This is a genomic window from Elioraea sp. (assembly GCF_022842375.1).
GTDB lineage: Bacteria > Pseudomonadota > Alphaproteobacteria > Acetobacterales > Acetobacteraceae > Elioraea_A.
The window spans coordinates 48,324-74,037 of the sequence record NZ_JALHPR010000017.1 but is presented as its reverse complement, the minus strand read 5'-3'; the positions used below and the strand labels follow the sequence as shown (position 1 = coordinate 74,037).

The window sequence follows — 25,714 nt, the reverse complement described above, 5'->3', positions numbered from 1 at the left end:
CATGCCAGACGTGACGACCACAGACGCGACCATGGGCGGTACCGCCGACCGCCTCCGCATCCTGACCGTGCCCGACCCCGTGCTCCGCCGCGTGGCGCGCCCCGTCGGCGAGGGTGACGGCGATGCCGTGCGCAACCTCGTGCCGCGCATGCTGGCGGCGATGTACGCCGCGCCCGGCATCGGGCTTGCCGCGCCGCAGGTTGGCCTCTCGCTTCGCCTCGCCGTGATCGACCTCCAGCGCGACGATGCGCGCGCGCCGATGGTGATCATCAACCCCAGCATCATCGCCGCCTCCACCGAGACCGAGCCGCACGAGGAGGGCTGCCTGTCGCTGCCAGGCCAGTTCGCCGATGTGGTGCGCCCGCGCGTGGTGACGGTGCGCTACCTCGACGAAGCCGGCGCGCGGCAGGAGGTGACGGCCGACGGCCTGCTCGGCCGCTGCCTGCAGCACGAGATCGATCATCTCGATGGCGTCCTGTTCGTCGACCATATCAGCGCTCTCAAGCGCAACATGATCCTCCGTCGCCTCGCCAAGTCGCTGCGCGCCAAGGAGGGTTAGCGCGATGCGGCTTGCCTTCATGGGCAGCCCCGACTTCGCGGTTCCCGCGCTGCGTGCACTGGTCGCGGCGGGTCACGAGATCGCCGCCGTCTACTGCCAGCCGCCCAAGCCCGCGCATCGCGGCCAGGCGCTGACACGCGCCCCCGTGCATGTGGCGGCCGATGCGCTCGGCCTCGCTGTCCGCACGCCGGCGCGGCTCAGGAAGGACGAGGCCGAGCATGCTGCCTTCGCCGCCCTCGGGCTCGATGCCGCCGTGGTGGTGGCCTACGGGCTGATCCTGCCCAAAGCCATGCTCGATGCACCGCGCCGGGGCTGCCTGAACATCCACGCCTCGCTGCTGCCGCGCTGGCGCGGGGCGGCACCGATCCAGGCCGCCATCCTTGCCGGCGACGGCGAAAGCGGTGTGACCATCATGCGGATGGACGAAGGGCTCGACACCGGCCCGATGCTGCTCGCCGAAGCCGTGCCGATCACGGCGGCAACGACCGCGCCGATGCTGCACGATGCGCTGTCCGCGATCGGTGCGCGGCTGATCCTGCGTGCGCTGAGAGAGGACCCTCCACCGGTGCCGCAGCCGGACGAGGGTGCCACCTACGCGCCGAAGCTCGGGCCGGCGGACAGGCCGCTCGATTGCCGACTCGATGCCGCAACGCTCGCCCGCCGCGTGCGCGCGCTGAACCCCTGGCCTGGCACGGTGCTCGCCCATCGCGGCACGGTGCTGAAGGTGCTTGCCGCCGCCGACATTGGCGAGCGCACGGGGGCGGCACCCGGCACGCTGCTTGACGGCGGGCGTGTGGCCTGTGGCGGCGGCACGGTGCTCGCGCTCGGCGTCGTGCAGCGGCCGGGCAAGGCGGCACAGGAGATCGGCGCGTTCCTGAACGGCTACGCGCTCGCGGCCGGCGAGCGTCTCGAGGCGCCCTGATGCCGCGATACGTGCTCCGCATCGAGTATGACGGCGCTCCCTTCGTAGGCTGGCAGCGGCAGCCCGCTGGGCTCTCGGTGCAGCAGGCGGTCGAGGACGCCGCGGCGCATCTCGCGGGTGGCGGGGCGATCACGGCGGCAGCGGCGGGCCGCACCGATGCCGGGGTTCACGCCGAGGCGCAGGTCGTGCAGATCGACCTCGCCCGTGAGATCGATCCCGGAACGTTGCGCGATGCCCTCAACTTCCACCTCCGTCCCAACCCCGTCTCGGTTCTTGCGGCCGGCGTGGCGGCGGAGGGGTTCCACGTGCGGTTCAGCGCGATCGGCCGCGCCTACCGCTATCGCGTCCTCGATCGCCGCAGCCCGCCCGCGCTCGACCGCGGCCGAGTCTGGCACGTCACGCGCCCGCTCGACGCGGCGGCGATGCACGCGGCCGCACAAGTGCTGCTCGGCCGGCACGATTTCTCCTCCTTCCGCGCGGCCTCCTGCCAGGCTTCCGGCCCCGTCCGCACGGTCGAGCGGCTCGACGTCACGCGCGTGGGCGAGGAGATCGTGGTCGCCGCCGCGGCGCGCAGCTTCCTGCATCACCAGGTGCGCAACATGGTGGGAACGTTGAAGCGCGTCGGCGAGGGGGAGTGGGATGCCGATGATATCGCCCGCATCCTCGCTGCCGCCGATCGCCGCCAAGCCGGCCAGACGGCGCCACCCGAGGGGCTGACGTTGACCGCAGTGCGCTACCCGGACGGTGCGTGCCCGGTATGAGCAGGCCAAGGAATTCTTGCGATAGCGCAAATATTTCGTATTAGCATTGTTCTGTGCGTGCTTCGCCTGCTAGGGTATGTCTCGCGCTCCAGCGACGCCAAGACCGGTGCGCAGACAAGAGGCGAGAAGCCAATGGCAAGCATCACCGACACCGCGCGTGCTTTCTTCGACGCCGTCGAGACCGGCCAAGGCTGGAAGGCGGTCTCCGTCCACTGCACGCCGGACGCCACCTTCTCCGCGCAGGCCGAGCCGCTGGCGGACATGACCACCCTCGCTGCCTACGCGGACTGGATGAAGGGGCTGCTCACCTTCATGCCGGACGCCCGCTACGAACTCCGCGCCTTCGCCACCGATGCGGAACGCGACAGCGTCGTCGGCTACGCGGTGTTCGTCGGCACGCATAGCGGCGATGGCGGCCCCTGCCCGCCGACCGGCAAGAGCACGCGGACCGACTACGTCTACGTGATGCAGTTTGCCGGCGGAAAGATCCGGCACATGACCAAGATCTGGAATGCAGGCTGGGCGATGCGCGAGCTCGGCTGGGCCTGACGCGGCGGGGAGGACCCCCGCCGCGCGATCGCGGTCAGGGCATTGACCCCAGCGTCGCCTTGTCCTCCCCCGCGATGGAAGGCAACAACGCATGAGCGGCCGTCTCGCCGGAAAGCGCGTCGTGGTCACAGATGCGGAGGAGTTCATGGGCCCCGACATCGTCGCGCTGTTCCGCGACGAAGGGGCGGAGATCACGTGCTCGACACCGATGAGGCCGAGCTTGATGCCTGCCACGCGCGCATGGTGCGGCCGCTGCACCGACTGGATGTTCGACCAGATCTTCGCCTATGCCAGCGGCTGGGTGACGTGACGTTGCGGCCTCATCCCTGCGCCATGGTCAGCGTCAGCCCGGTCAGGAACAGCCCCAGCATCAGGTCGGCGCCGACAACCGCGGCGGCGCGGATGCCCGGGATCGCCAGCGCCTCGCGCGCGGCGAACCACTTGAGCCAGAGGATGTAGAGCAGCGCGGCGATGCCAAGCGCATCGCCGGCAGCTCCAGGCAGGATGTCGAGCGCTCCGATCGCACCGGCACCGAGGAGGACAAGGACCTGCACCGCGTTCGTCCAGTTCCACGCCGACACGAAGCGGGGAAACACGGACACCCGCATCATCGTCACGCTCAGCCCCGCCATCAGCACGGGGAAGGCGAACCAGCCGAGCACGTAGCCGATCGCCTCGGCCAGCAGCACGCGGACCGGGTCACCGAGATCCCCCTCGGGGCCCATGAGCCTGAGCGCGACATAGCCCGGCGCGCAGAGCCACATCGATGCGAAGCTTGCCCATGCCCCTGCCGGCGTTGGATCGATCAGCGCGAGCCCATCCTTCCGCCCGCGCGCGAGCATGAACGCGCCGGCAAGCCCGTTAGCCGCGCGCTGGACGGCGGGCGATGTCATGGCCCGCCCATCATCGGCAACGCGTCATCGGCAACGCGTCATCGGCAACGCGTCATCGGCAGAAGGCGTCGATCACCGCCTCGTAGGTGATGGCAAGGGCGGCGAGCTCTGCCACCGGCACGCGTTCATCGGCCTTGTGCATCGTGGTGCCGACAAGGCCGAACTCGGCGACGGGGCAGTAGCGGGAGATGAACCGCGCATCGGATGTGCCGCCGCCGGTGTCGAGTTTCGGCGTCACGCCAGTCGCCCGCGCGATCGCGGCGGCGAGTGCGTCCACCGCCTCGCCAGGCTCCGTCAGGAACGCCTCGCCGGAACAGGAGACCGCGAGGCGGTGGCGTGGCGTGTGGGCCTCTGCCTCGCGGCGAAGCCACGCCGCCAGGCTCGCCTCGGTATGGCGGTCGTTGAAGCGGATGTTCCAGGTGGCCGAGGCAGCACCCGGGATCACGTTCGAGGCAGGGTTGCCGATGTCGATCGTCGTCACCTGCAGCGAGGATGGCTCGAACCAGTCAGTGCCGCGATCGAGCTCGTGCGAGGCCAGCGAGGAGAGCAGCGCGACCAGCCGGTGCGCGGCGTTGTCGGCGAACTGGGGGTAGGCGGCATGCCCCTGCGTGCCCTCGACCGTGATCCGCCCCGTCAGGCTGCCGCGGCGGCCGATCTTGATCGTGTCGCCGAGCCGCTTCACCGAGGTCGGCTCGCCCACCAGGCAGAAGCCAGGGATCTCCTGCCGCGCCTCCATCCACTCCAGCACCTTCACCGTGCCGTCGATTGCGTCGCCCTCCTCGTCACCCGTGATGAGGAACGAGATGGCGGCGGGAGGGTTGCCGCCGTGGCGATCGAGCCAGGCGGCGGTGGCGGCGACGAAGGCGGCGATGTTGCCCTTCATGTCGACCGCGCCGCGTCCGTAGAGAACGCCATCCCGCACCTCGGCGCCGAAGGGATCGGCCGTCCAGGCCGCGTTGCCGGGGGGCACCACATCCGTATGGCCGGCGAAGCAGAGGGCGGGGCGGCCCGGCCCGATTCGCGCGTAGAGGTTGCGCACCGCACCGAAGGTGACATCGGTGCAGGTGAAGCCGAGGGCTGTGAGAACCTCGGCCAGCACCGTCTGCGCGCCGGCATCCTCGGGCGTGACCGAGGGGCAGCGGATCAGTGCTGCCGCCAACCCCGCGGGGTCGCGCGCCAAAGCCGCGGCATCAGTCACGCAGCAGATCGTTGATCGAGGTCTTGGACCGCGTCTTCTCGTCGACCCGCTTCACGATCACCGCGCAGTAGAGGGAGGGGCCGGCCGAGCCATCGGGCAGCGGGCGGCCGGGGAGCGAGCCGGGCACCACCACCGAATAGGCCGGCACGCGGCCCATGAACACCTCGCCCGTCGCGCGGTCGATGATCTTGGTGCTTGCGCCGAGGAACACGCCCATGGAGAGGACCGAGCCGCGCTCGACGATCACGCCCTCCGCCACCTCGGAGCGTGCGCCGACGAAGCAATCATCCTCGATGATCACGGGCGCTGCCTGCAGCGGCTCCAGCACCCCGCCGATGCCGGCCCCGCCGGAGATGTGGCAGTTCTTCCCGATCTGCGCGCAGGAACCGACGGTCGCCCAGGTGTCGATCATCGTGCCGCTGTCGACATAGGCGCCGACATTCACGAAGGAGGGCATCAGCACCACGTTGGGCGCGATATAGGCCGACCGGCGCACGACCGAGCCCGGCACGGCGCGGAAGCCTGCCTCGCGGAAGCGATTCTCGCCCCAGCCCTCGAACTTCAGCGGCACCTTGTCATAGGCGCCGGCGGCCGTGTGCATCGGCGCGCTGTCGGTCAGGCGGAAGGAGAGCAGCACGGCCTTCTTCAACCATTCGTTCACCTGCCAGCCGGTGGCCGCAGGCTCCGCCACGCGGGCCTCGCCGGCATCGAGCAGCGCCAGCGCCGCCATCACATGGTCGCGCGCCACGCCGGCGGTTGCCGGCCCGAGCGTGGTGCGCGTCTCCCACAATGCCTCAATCGCCGCCTTCATCGCCCCGCTCTCGTCCGCCACCGACCTCTCCCGTGTTGCCGCCCGACCCGTCGCGCCGCGACCGGCGCGGCCGGAGCCTCGCGAGCGTCACCCCGCGTGTCAACGCCCCGGGACCGCGCGAGGCGCCGATCGCCCGGTCCGGCGCTCGCCCGATCCCGGGATCGGCGCGGATGTGACGCCGACCAAACTGCCATCCCCGGGTTTCGTCGCCGTCGATAACCCCCGGTTTACGTGCTGTGGTCAACAGTTGTGCCGCAACCGAGGCCGCTCAAGGCGTCATGGACACTGGAACTCACGCTGGCTCCCTTCACGCCGTCCTGCGCGACGCGCTGCTCGACAGCCGTCAGCGGTGGCGCGACCTCGTCGAGATGGCGGCCGATCTCGTGTGGGAAACCGACGCCGAGGGGCGTTTGACCTTCATCTCGCCTGATCCGGTCCTCGGCTGGTCAGCCGGCCTGCTGCTCGGCATGCCGGCCGAGACGCTGCTCGCACCCGATGCCGATGGTTCCGCCCCCTTCTCCCCCTTCCGCGTGCAGCGCCAGCGCCGCGGCGTGCGGACCTGGCTTCGGCGCGCCGACGGCACGCTTGCCTGCATGTCCTTCGCCGGCGTGCCGCTGATCGGGCCCGACGGGACGATCATCGGCGCGCGCGGCGTCGCCCGTGACGTGACGGAGGAGGAGGAGCGCAACGGCGCGCTTGCTGCCTCGCTCCGGCGCGAGGCGCTGACCGACGCGATCCTCCAGGAAGCCCGCACCGAGGTGCTGGCCGATGGCATGCTCACGGGGTCTGCGCGCGCGCTGCTGCCCGCGATCGGCGCGGCCGGTGTGGCCGTGCTGCGGCGCACCGGCAACGACCTCGCCCCCCTCGTGAAGGTCGGCGAGACGCTGCCGGGGCTGATCGCGCTCGCCGGCGCCTCGCTCGCGCGCCACCCAGGCCCTGACGTGCGCACCGCCGACGGCCCCGATGGCAGGCCGCTCATTCTCGCCCCCGCCTTCCAGCCCGGCCAGGGCGAAGGGGTGCTGATGCTCTGGCGCGGCCCGGGCGGCAGGGCGTGGGACGAGGAGGAGCACGCGCTCGTGCGCGCCGCGGCCGACGTGATCGGCATCATGCTCGCCCACCAGGCGCTGCAGGCGGAGATGTTCCGCCAGGCGCGCACCGACCCGCTGACCGGGCTGATGAACCGCCGCGCCTTCCTCGAGGAACTGTCGCGTCGCCTCGACCGCCTCGACCGTGAGCGGCAGCCGGGCGCGCTGCTCTACCTCGACCTCGACAACTTCAAGCCGGTGAACGACAGGCTCGGCCACGAGGCGGGCGATGCGGCGCTCCGCGCTGCGGCACAGATGCTGCGCGGCGCGGTGCGGCCGACCGATCTGGTGGCCCGCCTCGGGGGCGACGAGTTCGCCCTCTGGCTGGACGGGGCGGATGAGCGGATCGCGGTGCTGCGCGCCGACAGGCTGCTCGCCGACGCGCCGCTCTCACTCGCCCATGTCTCGCTCGATGCCGAGACGCCGATCAGCTTCTCGATCGGCATTGCCGTTCGCGACAGCGCGGCGCGCGAGGATCTGAGCCACATGATGATGCGTGCCGATACCGCGATGTATGCCGCCAAGCGCGGTGGCAAGTCAGCCTGGAGCGTCGGCCCCGGATGAGCGCGCCAGGCATGACGAACGGGCAGGGTGCGATGATGCGCGCCCCGGAATACGAGGACGCCAAGCGCATCGCGCGCAACGGCGACCCGCATGAGCGCGTGGCGCTTGCCCGCCGCGCCGAGATGGCGCCCGAGATCCTCTACTATCTCGCGGCCGACAAGGCCCCGTCCGTGCGCGTCGCCGTCGCCTCGAACGATGCGACGCCGCCGCAGGCCAACGCGATGCTCGCGGGCGATACCGAGGAGGCGGTGCGCGTCGCGCTCGCGCGCAAGATCGCGGCGCTGTCGCCCACGCTCGACCGCAACGAAGCCGACCGTCTCTCGCGGCTGACATGGGAGACACTCGCCCGCCTCGTCAACGACACGGCGGTGCAGGTGCGCGCCGCGGTCGCCGACGTTGTGAAGGCGATGCCGGATGCGCCACGGTCGCTCGTCACGCGGCTTGCCCACGACACCGAGATCCCGGTCGCGGGACCGGTGCTGGAATTCTCGCCGCTGCTGACGACCGATGACCTGCTCTCGCTCGTCGCCGATCCACCAGCCTCGGAAACCGTCTCGGCGATCGCGCGGCGGCCGCACCTGAACCACCAGGTCTCGGATGCGATCGCGGCGTCGGCGGGGTCATCGGCGATCACGCAGCTCCTGTCGAACCAATCGGCGCAGATCCGCGAGACGACGCTTGACGCGCTGATCGCGCGTGCGGGCCACCACACGGAGTGGCATGAGCCGCTGGTACATCGCCCGGCGCTGTCGGCCAACGCCGCGCGCAAGCTCGCCGGCATCGTCGCGCAGCACCTGATCATGAAGCTGTCGGAACGACCCGATATCGATCCAGCGACGGCGGAGTTCCTGAAGAACCAGATCGTGAAGCAGGTGTCGTGGGGCCAACAATCGGCCACCGCCGCGCACCCGTCCGACCACCCTGTTGCGGCAGCGGCGCTCGGCCAGGCAGCCGGGCTCGAGACCGAGGGGGAACTGAACGAGGACAGGCTGCTGATGTCGGCCGCGATGGGCGAGGCCCGGCTGGTTTCGGCCATGCTCGCGCGTGGTGCCGGCGTGGCGCTGTCGGTGGTCGAGCGTGCGGCCTCGCTCCGGAGTGCGAAGGGGCTCGTGGCACTTTGCTGGCAGGCGGGGTTCAGCATGCGCTCGGCGGTGGTGATCCAGGCGTTGCTCGGCCGCCTGCCGCCGAACGCGGCGATCACCTCCGTTGCCGGCCAGGCGTGGCCACTGTCCGAGGAGGAGATGCGCTGGCAGATCGCCTTCCTCAGCCGGCCGGGTGGCCAGCACAAGCCTTCCGAAGGCGTCGCCGCCGCCCGCATCGCCTCCGCCTAGAGGAGCCTCCGCCTGTTCCAAGCGCGCGGACTGCGCGCCGCGCCCCGAGGGCAAGCAAAGCCGCTTTCTCCAAGCGCGCGGACTGCGCGCCGCGCCCCCTGGCGCGAGCCAAGCCGCCGGAGGCGGCGCCCGGCCCCCGAGGGCAAGAAAAGCCGCTTTCTCCAAGCGCGCGGACTGCGCGCCGCGCCCCCTGGCGCGAGCCAAGCCGCCGGAGGCGGCGCCCGGCGCCTGAGGGCAGGAAAAGCCTGATCAGGCCCGGCCAGGGCCTGATCAGGGCCTGATCAGTGTCCCCGCGCCATGTTCGGTGAAGAGCTCGAGCAGGATCGCGTGCGGGATGCGACCGTCGAGGATCACGGCGCCCTCGGCACCGGCACGCACCGCCTGGACGCAATGTTCCACCTTCGGAATCATCCCGCCCGACACGGTGCCATCCGCGATCAGCGCCTCGGCCTCGGCGCAGGTGAGCTCGGCGATGAGCTTCTTGTCGCGGTCGAGCACGCCTGGAACATCGGTCAGCATCAGCAACCGTTTCGCATGCAGCGCGCCGGCGACCGCACCGGCCACCGTGTCGGCGTTGATGTTGTAGGTGCGGCCTTCCGGGCCGATGCCGACGGGCGCGATGACGGGAACGATCTCGGCGCCGCGCAGCGCGGTGAGCACGCGGGTATCGACGAACTCAGGCTCGCCGACGAAGCCGAGGTCGAGCACGCGCTCGATGTTCGAGCCCGGGTCCTTCTTCGTCCGCATCAGCTTGCGTGCGCGGATCAGCCCGCCATCCTTGCCGCTGATGCCCACCGCCGTGACGCCGGCCGCCGTGATCAGGCTCGCGACCTGCTTGTTGACGGTGCCGGCGAGAACCATCTCGACGACCTCGACCATCTTCTCGTCGGTGATGCGAAGCCCATCGACGAAGGTCGACTTGATCTGCAGCCGCTCGAGCATCGCGTTGATCTGCGGCCCGCCGCCATGCACCACGACGGGGTATAGGCCGGAGAGTTGCAGCCAGGCGACGTCGCGCCCGAAGGTGACGGCGAGTTCCTCCTCGCCCATCGCGTGGCCACCATACTTGATGACGACCGTCGCTTCGTCGTAGCGGAGGAGGTAGGGCAGTGCTTCGGAGAGAATCCGCGCGCGTTCCTCGCCGCTTTTCGTCGCTTCGGTCATGCCCGCCCCTCTCCTCGTTGTCGGCGCGCGTCTTGCAGCGCTTGCCCGCGCCGGTCAAGCGGCGGCCGCGCGTGTCACCCTTTCGTCACGCGTGGTGGCGGCAGCGTACCCTCACCCTGTCCCTCTCCCGCAGGCGGGAGAGGGGACGCTCCGGCTCTACCTCGCGACCCATCGCTGCCGCCCCAGCTTCTGCCGCCCCGGCTTCTGCCGGCCCAGCTTCTGCCGCCCCGGGGGCCTCCCCGCCACCCCAGGGTCCACTCGCCCCCGACAGGGGAGAGCGACAGGGTGAGGGGGCACTGTCGATAGCGAGGGGACGCTACGCAGCGAGCGCGGCGATCTCGGCCCTGAGCTCGGGAATGCCGGCACCGGTCTCCGACGAGGTGACGCGCACCTCGGGCAGTGCCGCGCCATGCTCGCGCGCCACCGCCACCGCACGCGCGGCGATCGCGGCGAGGGCGGGCGGCTTCACCTTGTCGGCCTTGGTCAGGACGAGCTGGAAGGCGCAGGCGGCCTTGTCGAGCAGGTCCATCGCCGCCTCGTCGGCCGGCTTGAAGCCGACGCGCGCATCGATCAGCAGGATGACGCGGCGCAGGCTCGGGCGGCCGCGGAGATAGTCGAACATCATCCCCTGCCACGCCTCCTTCACCGATTTCGAGGCCTCGGCGTAGCCATAGCCGGGCATGTCGACGAGGACGAGCCGCCCGCCGAGATCGAAGAAGTTGAGCTGCTTCGTCCGCCCCGGCGTGGTCGAGACGCGGGCGAGAGCGCGGCGGCCGGTGAGCGCGTTCAGGATGCTCGACTTGCCGACGTTCGACCGCCCGGCGAAGGCGATCTCGATGCCGCGCTCAGGCGGCAGGCCGGCCAGCACCTGGGCGGCGTGGAAGAAATCACACGGCCCCGCGAACAGCTTACGCGCCGCCTCGATCGCTTCGGCGTCGAAGGCGGTCCCCTCTCCCGCCGCCGTCCCGAGGCCGGGCCCGGGACCAGGCCCGGGGTCAGGTCCCGTCACGTCTTCGCGGCCGCGGGCTGGGCCGCCACGCGCTTCATCATGACCCATTGCTGGGTGATGGAGAGCAGGTTGTTCCACGTCCAGTAGATCACGAGGCCGGCGGGGAAGGTGCCGAGCATGAAGGTGAAGATGATCGGCATGAACTGGAACACCTTCGCCTGCACGGGGTCGGGCGGGGCCGGGTTCAGCTTCTGCTGGAAGTACATCGTCACGCCCATCAGCAGCGGCCAGATGCCGAGATGCAGGAACGGGCCGACCACGGGCAGGATCGTCGGGTCCCACGGGATCAGGCCGAACAGGGTGAAGATGTTCGTCGGGTCCTGGGCCGAGAGGTCCTGGATCCAGCCGAAGAACGGCGCGTGCCGCATCTCGATGGTGACGAACAGCACTTTGTAGAGCGCGAAGAAGACCGGGATCTGGATGATGATGGGCAGACAGCCGGAGACAGGATTCACCTTCTCCCGCTTGTACATCGCCATCATTTCCTGCTGCATCTTCTGCGGGTCGTCCTTGAACTTCTCCTTCAGCTCGGCCATTTGCGGGGCAAGAAGCTTCATCTTGCCCATCGACTTGTAGGATTTGTTGGCGAGCGGGAAGAACAGCAGCTTCAGGAAGAACGTGAAGATGAGGATCGCGACGCCGTAGTTGCCGGTGATCTCGTGCAGCCAGTGCAGCGCCGAGAAGAACGGCCGCGTCAGGAAGTAGAACCAGCCCCAGTCGATCGCCTTGTCGAGCCCCTCGGCGCCGAGCATGGCGGAGTAGCGGTCAAGCAGCGTGACCTGCTTGGCGCCGGCGAAGAAGTGGTTGCGCGAAATGTCGGAAAGGCCGGTGCGGATCTCCTTCGCCTCGCCGAGGAAGTCGATCTGGAAGCGGTTCTGGCCATTCTCCGGCAGTACGCGGAAGGCGAAGTCGATGCTGCGAGTCTGGTCGGGGATGAGCGCGGTCAGCCAGTACTTGTCGGTGAAGCCGCCCCAGCCGCCGCGGCCCTCGTGGCGGAACGAGATGCCATTGGCCTTCTCCGCAGCCTCGCGCGCGCTGGAATAGGTCTGCTCGGTCAGGCGGCCGCCGAACACGCCGACCAGGCCCTCGTGCAGGATGTAGTTGCCGGCCGTCACCGGCGTATGCTCGCGCCGGATGCGGCCCCAGGGGCGCAGCGTCACCGGCTCGGCGCTGCTGTTGATCACGCGCTGCTCGACCGTGAACAGGAAATACTCGTCGACCGACAGCACGATCTCGAAGCGAAGCCCGGCGCCGTTCTCCCACGACAGCGTGACCGGCCTGCCGGTGCCGAGAACTGTCGAGGATGTCTGCCACTGCGTCGTGACATCGGGCGCGCGCACGCCTGGCTCGGCAAGCCAGCCGAACTGGGCGAAATGCGGCGTCGGCGTGTCGCGGCCGAACAGGATTCGCACGCGCGGGCTTTCAGGATCGACCGTCTCGCGGAAGTTGCGGAGCTCGACATAGTCGAGCCTCGCGCCGGTGAGGTTGATGCTGCCGACCATGCCGGGGCTGTCGATGCGCACGCGCAGGTCTGGCGTGGTCGTGCCCTGGAGGCGGGCACCATCGCCAGCCTGGCCGGGGGCCTGAGCCGCGACGCTCATGCCGGATGCTCGCTGGCGCGCGGCGGCGGCCTCCGCCTCGGCTGCCTCCAGCGCGGCGATCTCGGCCTGCTGCGCGCGCTCCGCCTCGCGGATCGGCTGGTTCCACAGCAGCTCGAACCCCAGCAGGATGGCGATCGAGATCGCAATGGCGAGAATGAGGCGCTTCTGGTCGACCATCACCCACTCTTCCGTGCGCTGCCAGGCTGGGCCGCGCATTCGCAGGGCGGCACGGGATCGTGGCCGCCCTCGTTCCAGGGATTGCAGCGCAGGATCCGCCGCGCCGCGAGAAAGCTACCCCGCGCCGCACCATGGCGCGTGAGCGCCTCCTTGGCGTAGGCCGAGCAGGAGGGCTCGAACCGGCAATTGGCGCCGATCACCGGCCTGATCGTCCACTGATAGGCCGTGACGCCGCCGCGGAGAAGCCAGGCCATGGGAGAGACAGGAGGCGCCGCCATGCCGGTCACATCACGCCGAGGCGGCCGAGGGCCGCGGCAAGATCGGCGCGCAGCGCCGCGAAGGGGCGTCCGACCGTGGCCGGGCGGCCGATCAGCACAAGATCCCACCCGCCGAGGGTGGCGGGGAGCGAGAGGCGCGCGGCTTCCTTCAGCCGCCGCCGCGCGCGGTTGCGTGCCACCGCATTGCCCACCTTGCGTGAGCAGGTGAAACCGATGCGGAGGGTACGCTGCTCCGGCACGGCAAGCGCCTGGACGACGACACCCGGCATCGCCGATTTCCGCCCTTTTGCTGCAACGTGAAGGAATTCACCCCGGCGCCGGAGGCGCTCCGCGCTGGACGCCGCCTCTGTTCCCGGGCTTGTCCCCTGCCCCGCCGCCATCGGCGGCACACCAGGGGAAGGTCGCCGGCCGCTCAGGCGGAGAGGCGCTTGCGCCCCTGCGCCCGGCGCGACGCGATCACCTTCCGGCCGCCGACGGTCGCCATCCGCGCACGGAACCCGTGGCGGCGCTTGCGGACCAACTTGCTCGGCTGATACGTGCGCTTCGTGGCCAAGACCTTCACTCCTTCCTGCCCATGGCGAGCGGGCGGCCACGAGGGCGCGCGCGAGCCGGGCGTGCAATCCGAGAGCGCGCGTATAGCGGCGGGGGGCAGAAGGCGTCAACCATCGCCCGCAGCATGGGTCCCTCCGCACCGTGTCTTGATGAGCCAGAACTTGATGCGCCAGGGAAACGGGTAGACGGTGGCGTTCCAGGACTTGGGCGGGAGAGGTTGCATGCGTCCCACGCTGCTGCTGATTGCCGGCGCAAGCGTTTTGGTCGGGTCGACCCTTCCCCTCGGCACGGCCGCCGCGCAGTCACCCCCGGCCGGCTGGACCGGTGAACTCTGGCCCCGCGGCGGCCTCGCCGACAGCAACAGCGGCGGCCAGACCGGGGCGGGCCTGTTCGACGGCGCCGTCACGCTTCCCCTCGGCGCAGGCTTCACGGCCAAGGCCGAGGCGCAGACATCGGCCCTCGGAAGCGCGGATTCCAACGGCGGCAAGCTGCAATTCTGGTGGCAGGACCCTGCCCTCGGCCTGCTCGGCGTGATCGCCGAGACGGCCCGCAGCGACGGGCTCTGGCAGCGCCGCTACATCGTGCAGGGAGAGCTCTATCTCGGCCCGTTCACGCTGCGTAGCCAGGCCGGCTACGTGCCAGGTGACCGAGAGGGCAACCGCACCCTGGAGGGCGGGTTCTTCGGGCTTGCCTCCGGCGGGTGGTACCCGCTCGACGCGCTCGGGCTGAACCTCGGCGGGGCAAGCCAGGCTGGCAACAGCGTCGGCTTCGGCAATGTCGAATGGGCGCCTGCCTTCATGCCGCCGGGCTCGTCCTTCACCGCCGATGGCGCCGGCGGGCCGGATGGATTTCTTCTGGCCGTCGTCGGCGTCCGCTTCACCTTCGGCCCCGGCGCCGGCGGGCCGGTGCGGCAGCGCCAGGTGGGGGCGGCCCCCGGTTTTCCGGGCCTCGTCGTCGGTCCCTTCGGGACGCGTGAGGTGACGCCGCTGCCCGTCCGCGATCCCAACGGTAGCTGAGGCGGCGTCAGCAGCCGGTGACTCAGCCGCCCGTGACGGGGGGAAAGAACGCAACCTCGTCGTCGGGCGCGATCGGCGTGTCGGGCGTGGCGAAATCCTGGTTCACGGCGCATCGCACGGAGGCAAGGGTGGCGAAGGCCTTGGCATGCCCCTCGCTTCTCCCGGCAAGCCAGGTGACGAGGGCGCCAACCGTGCGCACATCCTCGGGCGGGGCGATGCTTTCCTCGCCCACGCCCACGGCCTGGCGCAACCAGGCGAAGTAGAGAACCTGCATCGATCGCTTGGCCTCAGCGCGGCGTCGGCACCGTGCGGATCGTGCCGTCGGCGCCCATCAGCGTGGTCGTGCCACCATCGCGCAGCACCGTGCCACTGCCGGCAGGACCGCCGAAGGTGCCCGTGCTGCCGGCCCCGCCTGTGGTGACGGTGCCGGCCGGCGCGCCGGGGATGCCCTGGCCGCGATTGTCGGGCGGCGGGGGCGATGCCAGGGCACGCGGCTCAGTGCGCCGCGGCTGGGTCACATCCTCGCGCGGGATCGCGATGTCGGGGCTTTCGGAGGACGAGCCACGCCTGCTCTGGCCCTGGCGTGGCTGGCCCTCGCGGGCACGACGCTCATCCTCGGTCTCGAATACGCTTGGCCGTTCCTCGTCCTGCTTCGGCCAGGAGATGGTGGTGTCGGGCTGCAACGGCTCGACCGCATCGTCGCGGCCGGTCAGCCGGCGCATCGTGTAGCCGTCAGCCTCCGTCGCGGGCTGGCGGGCGCCGCCGAAGCCGCCGAAGCCGTTGCCCGACCCCGAGAACCCCGTGCCGACAACCGAGCTGCAGCCGGCGAGCAGCACCGCGAGCGAGAGCGTGCCGGCAATCCGCGCGAGCCTCGCACCCTCGGTGCGCCGATGGGACGGACGCTGCATCCTCTGCATCTCCATGCGTTTCGTCCTCTACCTAAGCCTTCGCCGCCTGAACCCGCAAGCGCAGGCTTGCGACATCCGTGCTTGCGACATCCGTGCCGTTACTCGGCCGCGCCCTCGCGCGCCCTCTCCCGCCCCGGGGCAGCATCGCGCTTCACATGGCGCAGGCCGGTGGCGAGATAGTCCCAGCCGGTGATGAGGGTCAGCGCCGCGGCGAGCATCAGCAGCGCCTCGCCGATGAGCGACACGGGCAGGACCCCGATGCCGAGCAGCGCGGCCGATGTGTCACCGGCCACCAGCATGCCGAGGGCGGTCATCTGCACGCCGGTCTTCCACTTCGCGAGCGCCGTGACGGGCAAGCCCGCCGAAAGCCCGGCGAGATACTCGCGCAGGCCCGACACCATGATCTCGCGCAGCATGATCACGATCGCCGCAAGCAGCCCGACATCGGAGAGGCGGGAGAGGCCGGCGAGCAGCATCAGCGTGGCGCCGACGAGCAGCTTGTCGGCGATCGGGTCGAGCATCCGGCCGAGATCGGAGGTGGCGTTGCGGGCACGCGCGAGCTTGCCGTCGAGCCAGTCGGTCACGGCGGCGGCGGTGAACAGCAGGCAGGCGGCGAGATCGGCGCCCGGCACGCGCGCAAGCATCAGCGCGGCGAGCACGGGGATCGCCGCGATGCGCGAGAGCGTGAGCAGGTTGGGGAGGTCGGTCGCCACGGCGATGCGGTCCTGGGGCGTCCTGGCTTCTACCCACGCTCCGGCAGCGCGGGCTTGCGGCGGATGGGATCACCCCTCCGTCGTGCGGGGCACTCTAGCTGGCAGGCTGCCGGGATGGAAATGCTCATAGATGCGGTGCGCCATGGCACGGTCGATCCCGGGGCAGGCCTCGAGCGCGGGAAGCCCTGCCTGCGCCACGCCGCGGGCCGAGCCGAAATGGTTGAGAAGCGCACGTTTGCGTGCCGGCCCGATGCCGTCCACGCCATCGAGGCCGGAGCGGGACAGCGTCTTCTGCCGCGCCGCGCGGTGGGCCGAGATCGCGAACCTGTGCGCTTCGTCGCGCAGCCGCTGCAGGTAGTAGAGCACCGGGTCGCGCGGCGGCAGGTCGAACGGCTCCCGGCCGGGGATGAAGAACCGCTCACGACCCGCGTTGCGGTCGGGCCCCTTGGCAATTGCGACGAGGGGAACATCCTCGACGCCGAGTTCGGCCAGCGTCTCGGCGGCGGCGGCAAGCTGCGTCGCCCCGCCATCGATCAGCACGAGGTCGGGCCATGATTCGCCCCTGGCGCCGTCGGCCTCCTCCTCGCTCTCGCGCAGCAGGCGTCCGAAGCGGCGGCCGAGCACCTCGCGCATCATGCCGATGTCATCGCCCGGCGTGACCTCGGCCTTCTCGCCCTTGATGATGAACTTGCGATAGGCCTGCTTCATGAACCCGGTCGGCCCGGCGACGATCATCACGCCATAGGGCTCGCGCCCGCGCGTGTGGCTGTTGTCGTAAACCTCGATGCGGGCGGGCGGGCTGGCGAGGCCGAAGGCGCGCGCGACCCCATCGAGCAGCGCGCCCTGCCCCGCGCGCTCGGCCAGCCTTCGCTCGATCGCCTCGCGCGCATTGGTCTCGGCATGCACGACCATGTCGTGCTTGCCGCCGCGCTTCGGCACCGCGATCGTCACCGCACCGCCGGCCTTCAGCGACAGCGCGTCGGCGACGAGCCGTGCGCCCGGCACCTCGTGGCTGAGCAGCAGCAGCCGCGGCGGGGGCTTGTCGTCATAGAACTGGCCGATGAAGGCGCCGAGCACCGCACCCGCGCTCTCGCCCTCGCCATGGACGGGAAAGAAGGCGCGGTTGCCGTTGTTCCGCCCGCCGCGGATGAAGAACACCTGGATGCAGGTGAGCCCCGAGGCCTGGTGTGCCGCGATCACGTCGGCTTCCGCGACGTCGTGCGCGTGTGCGCTGTCATTGCCCTGCACGTGGGTGAGGCCGCGGATGCGGTCGCGCAGCCGCGCGGCATGCTCGAACGCGAGCGCGGCGGCGGCTGCCTCCATCTCGGTGGCGAGCTCCTTCTGTACATCGCCCGACCCGCCCTCGAGGAAGCGCCGCGCCTGGGTGACGAGGCGGGCATAGTCCTCCTCCCCGATGCGGCCGACGCAGGGCGCCGCACAGCGCTTGATCTGGAACAGCAGGCAGGGGCGCGTTCGGCTCTCGAACATGGCATCGGTGCAGGACCGCAGCAGGAAGGCCCGCTGCAAGGCCGTCATCGCCTGGTTCACGGCCCACGCCGAGGCGTAGGGGCCGAAATACTCGGCCCCGGGCTTCGGCGAGCCACGGTGCTTGGCAATGCGCGGATAGCCGAGGCCCGGGTTCAGCGCGAGCCAGGGGTAGGACTTGTCGTCGCGGAGGACGATGTTGAACTTCGGCTCGAGCTTCTTGATGAGGTTGGCCTCGAGCAGCAGCGCCTCGGCTTCCGTATGGGTGGTGACGATCTCGAGCGTGATCGTCTCGTTCACCATGCGCCTGAGGCGTTCGGGCAGGCGTGCGGGGCGCGTATAGGCTGCGACCCGCTTCCTGAGGCTGCGGGCCTTGCCGACATAGAGGGCACGGCCGGCCCTATCGAGCATCCGGTAGACGCCGGGCCCGGGCGGCAGCGTGGCAAGTGCAGCGCTGATCACGGCGCTGCCGCGCAGCTTGGGTGCCTCTGCGCCTCCGCCCTCTTCTGGCGAATTCGTGTCAGGAGTTCGCGTCATGCGCGTTATGCTTCCATCCTATGCGCGCAACTTCCACGGATCACACCATCCACCGCTCGTGTGGATAAGTCTGTGAGGAACGTTCTCGCGACAATGCGAGTCGGGCCTTTCCGCTCAAGTTTAACGAAATGCCCAAGCTTTGGGCAGCAACTGGCAAGGCATTGAAAAACTTGAGTCAAGCTGTAATCCGTCGCACGCCCCGCTGTTCGCGTCGTGGCAGCATTGTCACGCGAACGTCGCTTGGGCCTCACACGCGGCCGGTGGACAAGTTTCGCCGTCAGCGTTCGGCGTTGCGACGCTCGATCTCGACGCCAACCGAGGCTGCGTCGGGGATCACGTCAAGCTTCTCAACCCTTACGCGAACGATCCTGACGCGCGGATCGAGCAGGCAGGCCTCGGCGATCCTTTCCGCCAGCGTCTCCACCAGCGCGACATGGCCCGACGCCACGACCGCCCGCGCCGCCTCCACCACCGCCCCGTAGTCGACCACCCGGGAGAGCTCGTCCCGCCCCACCCCTGCCCGCGACAGAGCGCGCGCGCCGTCGTCCTCCACCCCAAGGTCGATGTTGAGGCGGATGCGCTGCGTACCGCCCCGTTCGTGGGCATGCACCCCGATGGCGGCCTCGAGCACGAGGTCACGGATGAACACGTGGCGGAGCGCGAGCGCTGCCTGCGCGATCCGCCTGTCGGCCATGGGGTCCATGCGTCCCGCCTATTCCTCTGGCTCTCCGGAGTGGGCGGCAGACCATTGCAGATGCTGCCCGCCGTCAAGCGCGATCATCTGCCCCGTCATGGCCGGCAGGGACAGGATTGCGAGAGCGGCGCGCGCCACCTCCCCCGCGCTCGTGCCACGGCCGAGCGGGACGGAGGCGCATTGCCGGTCGAACTGCGCCTGGCTCTGCCGCGGGCTCGGCATCGCCGGCCCCGGCCCGATGCCGTTCACGCGGATGCGCGGGGCGAGCGCGAGGGCGAGGCTCTGCGTCAGCGCCCACAGGGCCGCCTTGCTCACCGTGTAGCTGACGAAATGCGGGGTGAGCGACCAGACGCGCTGGTCGAGCAGGTTGATCACCACGCCCTCCCTCCCCGCCGGCAGAGCAGCGGCGAAGCCCTGCGTCAGCACGAACGGCGCGCGCAGGTTGGGCTCCATGTGCTGGTCCCAACTCGCGCGCGTCGCGTCGCCGATCTCGTCGCGCTCGAAGGTCGAGGCGTTATTGACCAGGACGCCAAGCGGGCCCAGCGCCTCGGCCGCGGCGGGGATGAGCGCGGCCACCTCCACCTCGCGCGCGAGGTCGGCGCGGAGCGTGACGGCACGGCGGCCGAGGGAGCGGATGTCGGCTGCGGTCCCCTCGGCCTCTGCCGCGCTGGCGGAATAGTGGATCGCCAGGTCGAACCCGGCCTCGGCGAACGCGAGCGCGATGGCACGGCCGAGGCGGCGCGCCCCGCCGGTGACGAGGGCGGCCCGGGGAATCGTGGTGGGGATGGTGGGGGGGATGGTGCTCTGCATCGCCGCAAGGTAGGGCGCGGCGCCCGCCTGTCGAGTGCGGGGGCGGGACAGGAGGACAGTGCGGCACAGCACCACGCGCCCCCCTCACCCAACCCTCTCCCCCCAGCGGGGGGAGAGGGCTTCTGTCGTTGGTGTCGCCGCAGCGTCCCCTCTCCCGCTTGCGGGAGAGGGACAGGGTGAGGGGGCGGGCCTTGCGGCTCAGCCCCACCGCTGCACAATGGCCGCACAACGGGTGAGGGAGGATGGCATGGGTGTGCCACGCGCCGACAACGCGCGGATCGATCCGCGGCGGCTGTGGGATGCGCTGATGGACATGGCCGCGATCGGGGCCACGCCGAAAGGGGGCGTGAAGCGGCTGACGCTGACCGATGTCGACAAGCGGGGGCGCGACCGATTCCGCTCCCTCTGCGAGCGCGAGGGCCTCACCGTCACGGTCGATGCGATCGGCAACATGTTCGCCACCCGCAAGGGGCGTGATCCCGGGCGCCTGCCCGTCCTGTTCGGCAGCCATCTCGACAGCCAGCCCTCTGGCGGCAAGTTCGACGGCGCCCTCGGCGTCATTGCCGGGCTCGAGGTGGTGCGCACGCTGAACGAGGCCGGCATCGAGACCGATGCGCCGCTCATCCTCTGCAACTGGACCGACGAGGAAGGCTCGCGCTTCGGCCACTCGCTGATGGGCTCCGGCGTGTGGGCTGGCGTCTATTCCCTGCCCAAGGCCTATGCGCTCGCCGACACCGAGGGCGTGACGGTCGAAAGCGCGCTCGACGCGATCGGCTATCGCGGCACGCAGAAGGCGGAACCCTTCCCGGCCGATGCCTATTTCGAGCTGCATATCGAGCAGGGTCCGATCCTGGAGGCAGAGGACCGGACCATCGGCATCGTCACCGGCGCGCAGGCTCAGGTGTGGTACGACGCGGTGCTGACGGGGCGCGACAGCCACGCCGGCACAACGCCCCCTTCGGCGCGCCGCGATGCGCTGGTCGGTGCGGCGCGGATCATCGACCTGGTCGACCGCATGATGCGTGAGAAGGGCGAGAGCGGCCGCGGCACGGTGGGGCAGCTCCAGGTGCTGCCGAACAGCCGCAACGTCGTGCCCGGCGAGGTGCGCTTCTCCGTCGAGTTCCGCCACCCCGATGATGCGACGCTGCTTGGCCTCGCCGAGGCGTTCCCGAAGGCAGCACAGGCGATCGCCGACGAGAACCGCCTCTCCCTCGCGCTCACCGAGCTGTTCCGCATCACGGCCCAGCCCTTCGATGCGTCCTGCGTCGCGCTCGTCGCCGAGGCGGCGCGGCGGCATGGCATGAGCGCGCGCGAGATCGTCTCCGGTGCCGGGCACGATGCCGTCTACGTCGCGCGCAGCGTGCCCACCGCGATGATCTTCGTCCCCTGCAAGGACGGGCTCAGCCACAACGAGGAGGAGAGCATCCTCCCCGACCACGCCGCCGCCGGCGCGCAGGTCCTCTGCGATGCCATCCTCGCCCGTGCCAACAGGAGCCTTTGATGATCCACGTCCTTGCCCGCATCAGCCTGAACCCCGGCACACGGGAGCAGTGGCTCGCCGCGTTCCGCACGGTGCAGCCCGACGTTCACGCCGAGGATGGCTGCATCGCCTATGACGCGACGGGCGACGAGCCTGGCGTTCTCGGCGCGCAGACCCTGGCGGGCGAGGACACGGTGATCATCGTCGAGCGTTGGCGCGATGCCGCGGCGCTGAAGGCGCACAGCACGGCTCCGCACATGACCGCGTATCGCGCGGCGGTGAAGCCCTTCGTGAAGGGCGCGGTGATCGAGGTGCTGAAGCCGCTCTAGAGTCGACTCCCAGCAAGAATAAATCGGAGAGGAAACGATGAAGACAACGTCACTCGCAGCGGCGCTGCTGCTGCTGGCCGGCACCGCATCGGCCCAGGACATCGCCGTCCGCGAGATCGGCAGCTTCCATGTCGGCGGCCAGGTCGCGACCGTCTCTGGGCTCGCGACGAAGGAGATCACCTTCAGCCCGGGCTCCCCGCCCTTCCGCTACGACCCGAACGGCGATTTCCAGGCAGGCCAGATGTACGTGCAGTACGTGCGCCTGGCTGACCCCCGCGCCCGCTATCCGCTGCTGCTGATGCATGGCGGCGGCCTCACCGGCGTGACGTGGGAGACGACCCCCGATGGCCGCCCGGGCTGGCAGATGGCGTTCCTCCGCGCTGGCCACGATGTCTACACCTCCGATGCAGTCGAGCGTGGACGTGCAGGCTGGGCGCGCTTTCCCGAGATCCTGGGTGGCGAGCCGGTGTTCCGCACCATGGGCGAGGGCTGGCACCTCTTCCGCGTCGGCCCGGCCGATGGCTGGGCCCGCGAGGCGGCCGGCCGCCGCACCTACCAGGGCACGCGCTTCCCCGTCGCTGCGTGGGACCAGTTCACCAAGCAATCCGTCCCCCGCTGGGTGACGACCGACCCGATGATCCAGGCGGCCTACGATGCCTATGTCCAGCGCGTCTGCCCCTGCGTGATCGTCGTGCACAGCCAGGGCGGCAACTTCGCCTTCCGCGCCGCGCTGAACGCGCCCGACAAGATCAAGGGCATCATCGCCGTCGAACCCTCCGGCGCGCCGAACCCGGCGAACGACGATGCCGCGAAGGTGAAGGACATTCCCCATCTCATCGTCTGGGGCGACTACCTGGGCGAAAACGCGCTCTGGACACGCATCAAGCCGGCGATCGACCGCTGGGGTGCTGCCATCCGCGAGAAGGGCGGGCGGGCGGATGAGCTCTCGCTCCCCGCGCGCGGCATCACCGGCAACTCCCACATGCTGATGATGGACGACAACAGCGACCAGATCGCCGGGCTGATCCAGGCCTGGATCGCCGAGCGGGGACTCATGCGATAGCGCGAACCAGGCGCCCACATTCGGGTTTCACCAGCCAGGGCGGCGGCGAAGGGGGTTGCCGCCGCCCCTGCCCCTTTCTATAGCCACCCCGTTCCATAGCCACCTCGGCGGGCACCTCCCGCCACGGCTGACCGCGGAGAGCCCTGTCCTTGGCAACGACCGACACGAGCGCACCCCTGATTGCAGCCCAGGCAATGGCCGAGCTGCTGGAACGCACGGCGGGGCCGGAGCGGCGGATGGCCGATGCGCTGCGCGCGCTCGCCATCGATGCGGTCGAGGCCGCCAAGTCCGGCCATCCCGGCATGCCCATGGGGATGGCGGATGTCGCCGCAACGCTCTGGACGAAGGTGCTCAAGTTCGACGCCGCCGACCCCCGCTGGCCTGACCGTGACCGTTTCGTGCTCTCGGCCGGCCATGGCTCGATGCTGCTCTACGGCCTTCTCCACCTCACCGGCCATGCCGGGATGGAGATGGATGAGCTCCGCAATTTCCGCCAGCTCGGCAGCCGCACCGCCGGCCACCCGGAGTTCGGCGAGCACCCCGGCATCGAGACCACCACCGGCCCACTCGGCCAAGGTCTGGCGACTGCCGTCGGCATGGCGATGGCCGAGCGCATGCTCGCCGCCCGCTTCGGCCGCTCGCTGGTCGATCATCGCACCTGGGTGATCGCCTCCGACGGCGACCTGATGGAGGGCATCAGCCACGAGGCAGCCTCGCTCGCCGGGCACCTGAAGCTCTCCAAGCTCACCGTGCTGTTCGACGACAATTCCATCTCGATCGACGGCGCGACCGACCTCTCCTGCTCCGATGACGTGCTGAAGCGCTTCGCGGCCTATGGCTGGGCCACCAAGCGGATCGACGGGCATGACCATGCCGAGATCGCCGGCGCACTCGGCTACGCCATGCGGTCGGGCAAGCCGACGCTGATCGCCTGCCGCACCATCATCGGCTTCGGCGCGCCGACCAAGGCCGGCACCGCGGGCTCGCACGGCGCCCCGCTCGGGCCTGACGAGGCCGCCGCCGCCAAGGCAGCACTCGGCTGGACCGAGCCTCCCTTCACCATCCCGGCCGACATCGCGGCGGGCTGGCAGGAAGCCGGCCGCCGTGGTGCGCGCGAGCGGATGGCCTGGCTCCGGCGCATCCAGAAGAGCCCGCAGCGGGCCGAGTTCGAGCGTGTCACGTCAGGCCGCCTGCCGGATGACTGGCGCGCCGGCCTCGATGCCTGGAAACAGGCGCTCTCGACCGAGAAGCCCAAGCTCGCCACCCGGCAATCGAGCCAGAAGGCGCTCGAGGCGCTCATCCCCGCGATCCCGGAGCTCGTCGGCGGGTCGGCCGACCTCACCGGCTCGAACCTCACCCACGTGAAGGCGATGGGAACGCTCTCGCCCGACAACTGGGGCGGGCGGCACATCCATTTCGGCGTGCGCGAGCATGCGATGGGTGCTGCCATGAACGGCATGGCCCTGCATGGCGGGCTGATCCCGTTCGGCGGCACCTTCCTCGTCTTCTCCGACTACATGCGCCCGGCCATCCGCCTCGCCGCGCTGATGCGCCAGCGGGCGGTGTACGTGTTCACGCATGACAGCATCGGGCTCGGCGAGGATGGGCCAACGCACCAGCCCGTCGAGCATCTCGCCGCACTCCGCGCCATCCCGAACCTGCACGTGTTCCGCCCGGCCGATGCGGTGGAAACGGCGGAGGCCTGGGCGCTTGCCCTGTCGCGCACCGACGGGCCTTCCGCTCTGGCACTCACCCGCCAGGCGCTGCCGACGCTGCGCACCACGCACACGCCGGAGAACATGACCGCCCGCGGCGGCTACGTGCTGGTCGAGGCCTCCGCCCAGCGGCAGGCGACGCTGATCGCCTCCGGCTCAGAGGTCTCGCTTGCGGTCGCGGCGCGCGAGCTGCTCGAGGCCGAGGGCGTGCCCACGGCGGTGGTCTCCATGCCCTGCTTCGAACTCTTCATGCAGCAGGACGAGACGACGCAGGCCGTCACCCTCGGCGGGGGCCTGCGCGTCGGCATCGAGGCGGCGATCGGCTTCGGGTGGGACCGCGTGCTCGGCCTGTCCGGCCTTTTCATCGGCATGACGGGCTTCGGCGCATCCGGCCCTTACGAGAAGCTTTACCGGCACTTCGGCATCACGGCGGAGGCGGTGGCTGCCGCCGTCACGCGGCGCCTCGACTGACCCAACCCAGGAGGAGTTCGACATGGCTGTGAAGGTTGCGATCAACGGCTTCGGCCGCATCGGCCGCCTCGTTCTGCGCGCGCTCGTCGAAAGCGGGCGGACGGACGTGGAGCCTGTGCTGATCAACGACCTCGGCTCGGTCGAGGCGAACGCGCATCTCTTCCGCTACGACAGCGTGCATGGCCGCTTCCCGGGCGAGGTGACCACCTCGGCCGACAGCATGACGATCACCCATGGCGGCCGCACCTGGGGCCCGATCAAGGTGACGGCGGAGCGTGACCCCGCAAAACTGCCGCTTGCGGGCATCGATGTCGCGATGGAGTGCACGGGCATCTTCACGTCGAAGGAGAAGGCCTCGCTGCTGCTCACCGCCGGCGCGCGCAAGGTGCTGATCTCGGCCCCCGGCGAGAACGCGGATGCGACGATCGTCTACGGCGTGAACCACCAGACGCTGACGAAGGAGATGACCGTCGTCTCCAACGCCTCCTGCACCACCAACTGCCTGGCGCCGATGGTGAAGGTGCTGCACGACGCGTTCGGCGTCGAGCGCGGCTACATGGTGACGATCCACGCCTACACCGGAGACCAGAACACCGTCGACACACTGCACAAGGACCTGCACCGCGCACGTGCCGCCGCCGTCAGCATGATCCCGACCTCGACTGGCGCTGCCAAGGCCGTCGGCCTCGTGATGCCGGAACTGAAGGGCAAGCTGGACGGCACCGCCATCCGCGTGCCGACGCCGAACGTCTCGCTCGTCTCGCTCGACGCCAACCTCAGGAAGAGCGTGACGAAGGACGAGGTGAACGCAGCGATGAAGGCAGCATCCGAAGGCCCGCTCAAGGGCATCCTCGCAATCAACGCCGCCCCGCTCGTCTCGATCGACTTCAACCACAACCCTGCCTCCTGCACCTTCGATTCCGGCCAGACGGCGGTGATCGAGGGAACCCTCGTGCGCGTGATGGGCTGGTACGACAACGAGTGGGGCTTCTCGAACCGGATGAGCGACACGGCGGCCCTGTTCGGGTCGCTCTGAGCC

At 70.2% G+C, this 25,714-nt stretch carries 28 protein-coding genes; 13 read left to right on the top strand and 15 right to left on the bottom strand.

The window, feature by feature from the left end; translation table 11 throughout:
- Positions 1-31 precede the first annotated feature (31 nt).
- The 5 genes from def to Q0C38_RS14935 all read left to right on the top strand — a co-directional run bounded on the left by def (position 32) and on the right by Q0C38_RS14935 (position 3,101).
- Positions 32-559 (top strand): peptide deformylase, encoded by a 528-nt coding sequence (gene def, locus Q0C38_RS14955; protein WP_408870035.1) that lies wholly within the window; start codon positions 32-34, stop codon positions 557-559.
- Positions 560-563: 4 nt separating this feature from the next.
- A complete protein-coding gene (gene fmt / locus Q0C38_RS14950; RefSeq protein WP_291297903.1) occupies positions 564-1,481 on the top strand; it encodes a methionyl-tRNA formyltransferase in 918 nt (305 codons plus the stop codon).
- A complete protein-coding gene (gene truA / locus Q0C38_RS14945) occupies positions 1,481-2,242 on the top strand; it encodes a tRNA pseudouridine(38-40) synthase TruA (protein ID WP_291297902.1) in 762 nt (253 codons plus the stop codon). Before fmt ends, truA begins: the two co-directional genes overlap by 1 nt.
- A gap of 132 nt (positions 2,243-2,374) precedes the next feature.
- Entirely contained in the window at positions 2,375-2,791 is a 417-nt protein-coding gene (locus tag Q0C38_RS14940; protein ID WP_291297901.1) for an ester cyclase, read from the top strand.
- Positions 2,792-2,882: 91 nt separating this feature from the next.
- A complete protein-coding gene (locus tag Q0C38_RS14935) occupies positions 2,883-3,101 on the top strand; it encodes a hypothetical protein (RefSeq protein WP_291297900.1) in 219 nt (72 codons plus the stop codon).
- Positions 3,102-3,111: 10 nt separating this feature from the next.
- On the opposite strand, the gene Q0C38_RS14930 is transcribed toward Q0C38_RS14935, so the two are convergent.
- The 3 genes from Q0C38_RS14930 to dapD are packed head-to-tail and all read right to left on the bottom strand — an operon-like array spanning position 3,112 to position 5,693.
- Positions 3,112-3,684, bottom strand: a complete 573-nt coding sequence (locus Q0C38_RS14930) for a hypothetical protein (RefSeq protein ID WP_291297899.1) — start codon at positions 3,682-3,684, stop codon at positions 3,112-3,114.
- A 52-nt stretch (positions 3,685-3,736) separates the two neighbouring features.
- Positions 3,737-4,882 (bottom strand): succinyl-diaminopimelate desuccinylase, encoded by a 1,146-nt coding sequence (gene dapE / locus Q0C38_RS14925; RefSeq protein WP_291297898.1) that lies wholly within the window; start codon positions 4,880-4,882, stop codon positions 3,737-3,739.
- Positions 4,875-5,693 (bottom strand): 2,3,4,5-tetrahydropyridine-2,6-dicarboxylate N-succinyltransferase, encoded by an 819-nt coding sequence (gene dapD, locus Q0C38_RS14920; RefSeq protein WP_291297924.1) that lies wholly within the window; start codon positions 5,691-5,693, stop codon positions 4,875-4,877. The genes dapE and dapD overlap by 8 nt, the downstream gene beginning before the upstream one ends.
- A 278-nt stretch (positions 5,694-5,971) precedes the next feature.
- Here dapD and Q0C38_RS14915 point away from each other — a divergent pair, with 278 nt between their 5' ends.
- Positions 5,972-7,342 (top strand): diguanylate cyclase domain-containing protein, encoded by a 1,371-nt coding sequence (locus Q0C38_RS14915; RefSeq protein ID WP_291297897.1) that lies wholly within the window; start codon positions 5,972-5,974, stop codon positions 7,340-7,342.
- Between the two features lie 11 nt (positions 7,343-7,353).
- Entirely contained in the window at positions 7,354-8,673 is a 1,320-nt protein-coding gene (locus Q0C38_RS14910) for a DUF2336 domain-containing protein (RefSeq protein ID WP_291297896.1), read from the top strand.
- 270 nt (positions 8,674-8,943) lie between these two features.
- Here Q0C38_RS14910 and argB read toward each other — a convergent pair whose 3' ends face one another.
- The 6 genes from argB to rpmH all read right to left on the bottom strand — a co-directional run bounded on the left by argB (position 8,944) and on the right by rpmH (position 13,455).
- Positions 8,944-9,837, bottom strand: a complete 894-nt coding sequence (argB, locus tag Q0C38_RS14905) for an acetylglutamate kinase (protein ID WP_291297895.1) — start codon at positions 9,835-9,837, stop codon at positions 8,944-8,946.
- Between the two features lie 316 nt (positions 9,838-10,153).
- Positions 10,154-10,762: a ribosome biogenesis GTP-binding protein YihA/YsxC gene (yihA, locus tag Q0C38_RS14900; RefSeq protein ID WP_291297923.1), complete on the bottom strand. Its 609-nt coding sequence runs from the start codon at positions 10,760-10,762 to the stop codon at positions 10,154-10,156.
- 80 nt (positions 10,763-10,842) lie between these two features.
- Positions 10,843-12,624, bottom strand: coding sequence for a membrane protein insertase YidC (gene yidC / locus Q0C38_RS14895; protein WP_291297894.1), 1,782 nt, complete (start codon positions 12,622-12,624; stop codon positions 10,843-10,845).
- On the bottom strand, positions 12,624-12,878 hold the full coding sequence (yidD, locus tag Q0C38_RS14890; RefSeq protein ID WP_291297893.1) for a membrane protein insertion efficiency factor YidD: 255 nt from the start codon (positions 12,876-12,878) through the stop codon (positions 12,624-12,626). The genes yidC and yidD overlap by 1 nt, the downstream gene beginning before the upstream one ends.
- A gap of 29 nt (positions 12,879-12,907) precedes the next feature.
- On the bottom strand, positions 12,908-13,282 hold the full coding sequence (rnpA, locus tag Q0C38_RS14885; RefSeq protein WP_291297892.1) for a ribonuclease P protein component: 375 nt from the start codon (positions 13,280-13,282) through the stop codon (positions 12,908-12,910).
- A gap of 32 nt (positions 13,283-13,314) precedes the next feature.
- On the bottom strand, positions 13,315-13,455 hold the full coding sequence (gene rpmH, locus Q0C38_RS14880) for a 50S ribosomal protein L34 (RefSeq protein WP_291297891.1): 141 nt from the start codon (positions 13,453-13,455) through the stop codon (positions 13,315-13,317).
- Between the two features lie 220 nt (positions 13,456-13,675).
- On the opposite strand from rpmH, the gene Q0C38_RS14875 reads away from it, so the two are divergent.
- Complete coding sequence (locus tag Q0C38_RS14875; RefSeq protein ID WP_291297890.1) at positions 13,676-14,470, top strand: hypothetical protein; 795 nt, start codon at positions 13,676-13,678, stop codon at positions 14,468-14,470.
- Positions 14,471-14,492: 22 nt separating this feature from the next.
- On the opposite strand, the gene moaD is transcribed toward Q0C38_RS14875, so the two are convergent.
- The 6 genes from moaD to Q0C38_RS14845 form a co-directional block, all read right to left on the bottom strand.
- Entirely contained in the window at positions 14,493-14,744 is a 252-nt protein-coding gene (gene moaD, locus Q0C38_RS14870; RefSeq protein WP_291297889.1) for a molybdopterin converting factor subunit 1, read from the bottom strand.
- A gap of 13 nt (positions 14,745-14,757) precedes the next feature.
- Positions 14,758-15,378 (bottom strand): hypothetical protein, encoded by a 621-nt coding sequence (locus Q0C38_RS14865; protein ID WP_291297888.1) that lies wholly within the window; start codon positions 15,376-15,378, stop codon positions 14,758-14,760.
- Between the two features lie 98 nt (positions 15,379-15,476).
- The gene (pgsA, locus tag Q0C38_RS14860; RefSeq protein ID WP_291297887.1) at positions 15,477-16,091 is read right to left on the bottom strand and encodes a CDP-diacylglycerol--glycerol-3-phosphate 3-phosphatidyltransferase; all 615 of its coding nucleotides are present in this window, start codon (positions 16,089-16,091) and stop codon (positions 15,477-15,479) included.
- Between the two features lie 69 nt (positions 16,092-16,160).
- The gene (uvrC, locus tag Q0C38_RS14855) at positions 16,161-18,113 is read right to left on the bottom strand and encodes an excinuclease ABC subunit UvrC (RefSeq protein WP_291297886.1); all 1,953 of its coding nucleotides are present in this window, start codon (positions 18,111-18,113) and stop codon (positions 16,161-16,163) included.
- 277 nt (positions 18,114-18,390) lie between these two features.
- Positions 18,391-18,816 (bottom strand): dihydroneopterin aldolase, encoded by a 426-nt coding sequence (locus Q0C38_RS14850; protein ID WP_291297885.1) that lies wholly within the window; start codon positions 18,814-18,816, stop codon positions 18,391-18,393.
- 9 nt (positions 18,817-18,825) lie between these two features.
- Positions 18,826-19,617, bottom strand: coding sequence for an SDR family oxidoreductase (locus Q0C38_RS14845; RefSeq protein ID WP_291297884.1), 792 nt, complete (start codon positions 19,615-19,617; stop codon positions 18,826-18,828).
- A 247-nt stretch (positions 19,618-19,864) separates the two neighbouring features.
- Between Q0C38_RS14845 and Q0C38_RS14840 the strand changes: the two genes are divergently transcribed.
- The 5 genes from Q0C38_RS14840 to gap all read left to right on the top strand — a co-directional run bounded on the left by Q0C38_RS14840 (position 19,865) and on the right by gap (position 25,711).
- Positions 19,865-21,118, top strand: a complete 1,254-nt coding sequence (locus Q0C38_RS14840; RefSeq protein ID WP_291297883.1) for a Zn-dependent hydrolase — start codon at positions 19,865-19,867, stop codon at positions 21,116-21,118.
- The gene (locus tag Q0C38_RS14835; protein ID WP_291297882.1) at positions 21,118-21,426 is read left to right on the top strand and encodes a putative quinol monooxygenase; all 309 of its coding nucleotides are present in this window, start codon (positions 21,118-21,120) and stop codon (positions 21,424-21,426) included. The genes Q0C38_RS14840 and Q0C38_RS14835 overlap by 1 nt, the downstream gene beginning before the upstream one ends.
- A 37-nt stretch (positions 21,427-21,463) precedes the next feature.
- Positions 21,464-22,489 carry an esterase gene (locus Q0C38_RS14830; protein ID WP_291297881.1) on the top strand — a complete coding sequence of 342 codons (1,026 nt, stop codon included), beginning with the start codon at positions 21,464-21,466 and terminating at the stop codon, positions 22,487-22,489.
- A gap of 194 nt (positions 22,490-22,683) precedes the next feature.
- Positions 22,684-24,675: a transketolase gene (gene tkt / locus Q0C38_RS14825; RefSeq protein WP_291297922.1), complete on the top strand. Its 1,992-nt coding sequence runs from the start codon at positions 22,684-22,686 to the stop codon at positions 24,673-24,675.
- 22 nt (positions 24,676-24,697) lie between these two features.
- Positions 24,698-25,711: a type I glyceraldehyde-3-phosphate dehydrogenase gene (gene gap, locus Q0C38_RS14820; RefSeq protein ID WP_291297880.1), complete on the top strand. Its 1,014-nt coding sequence runs from the start codon at positions 24,698-24,700 to the stop codon at positions 25,709-25,711.
- Positions 25,712-25,714: the final 3 nt, after the last annotated feature.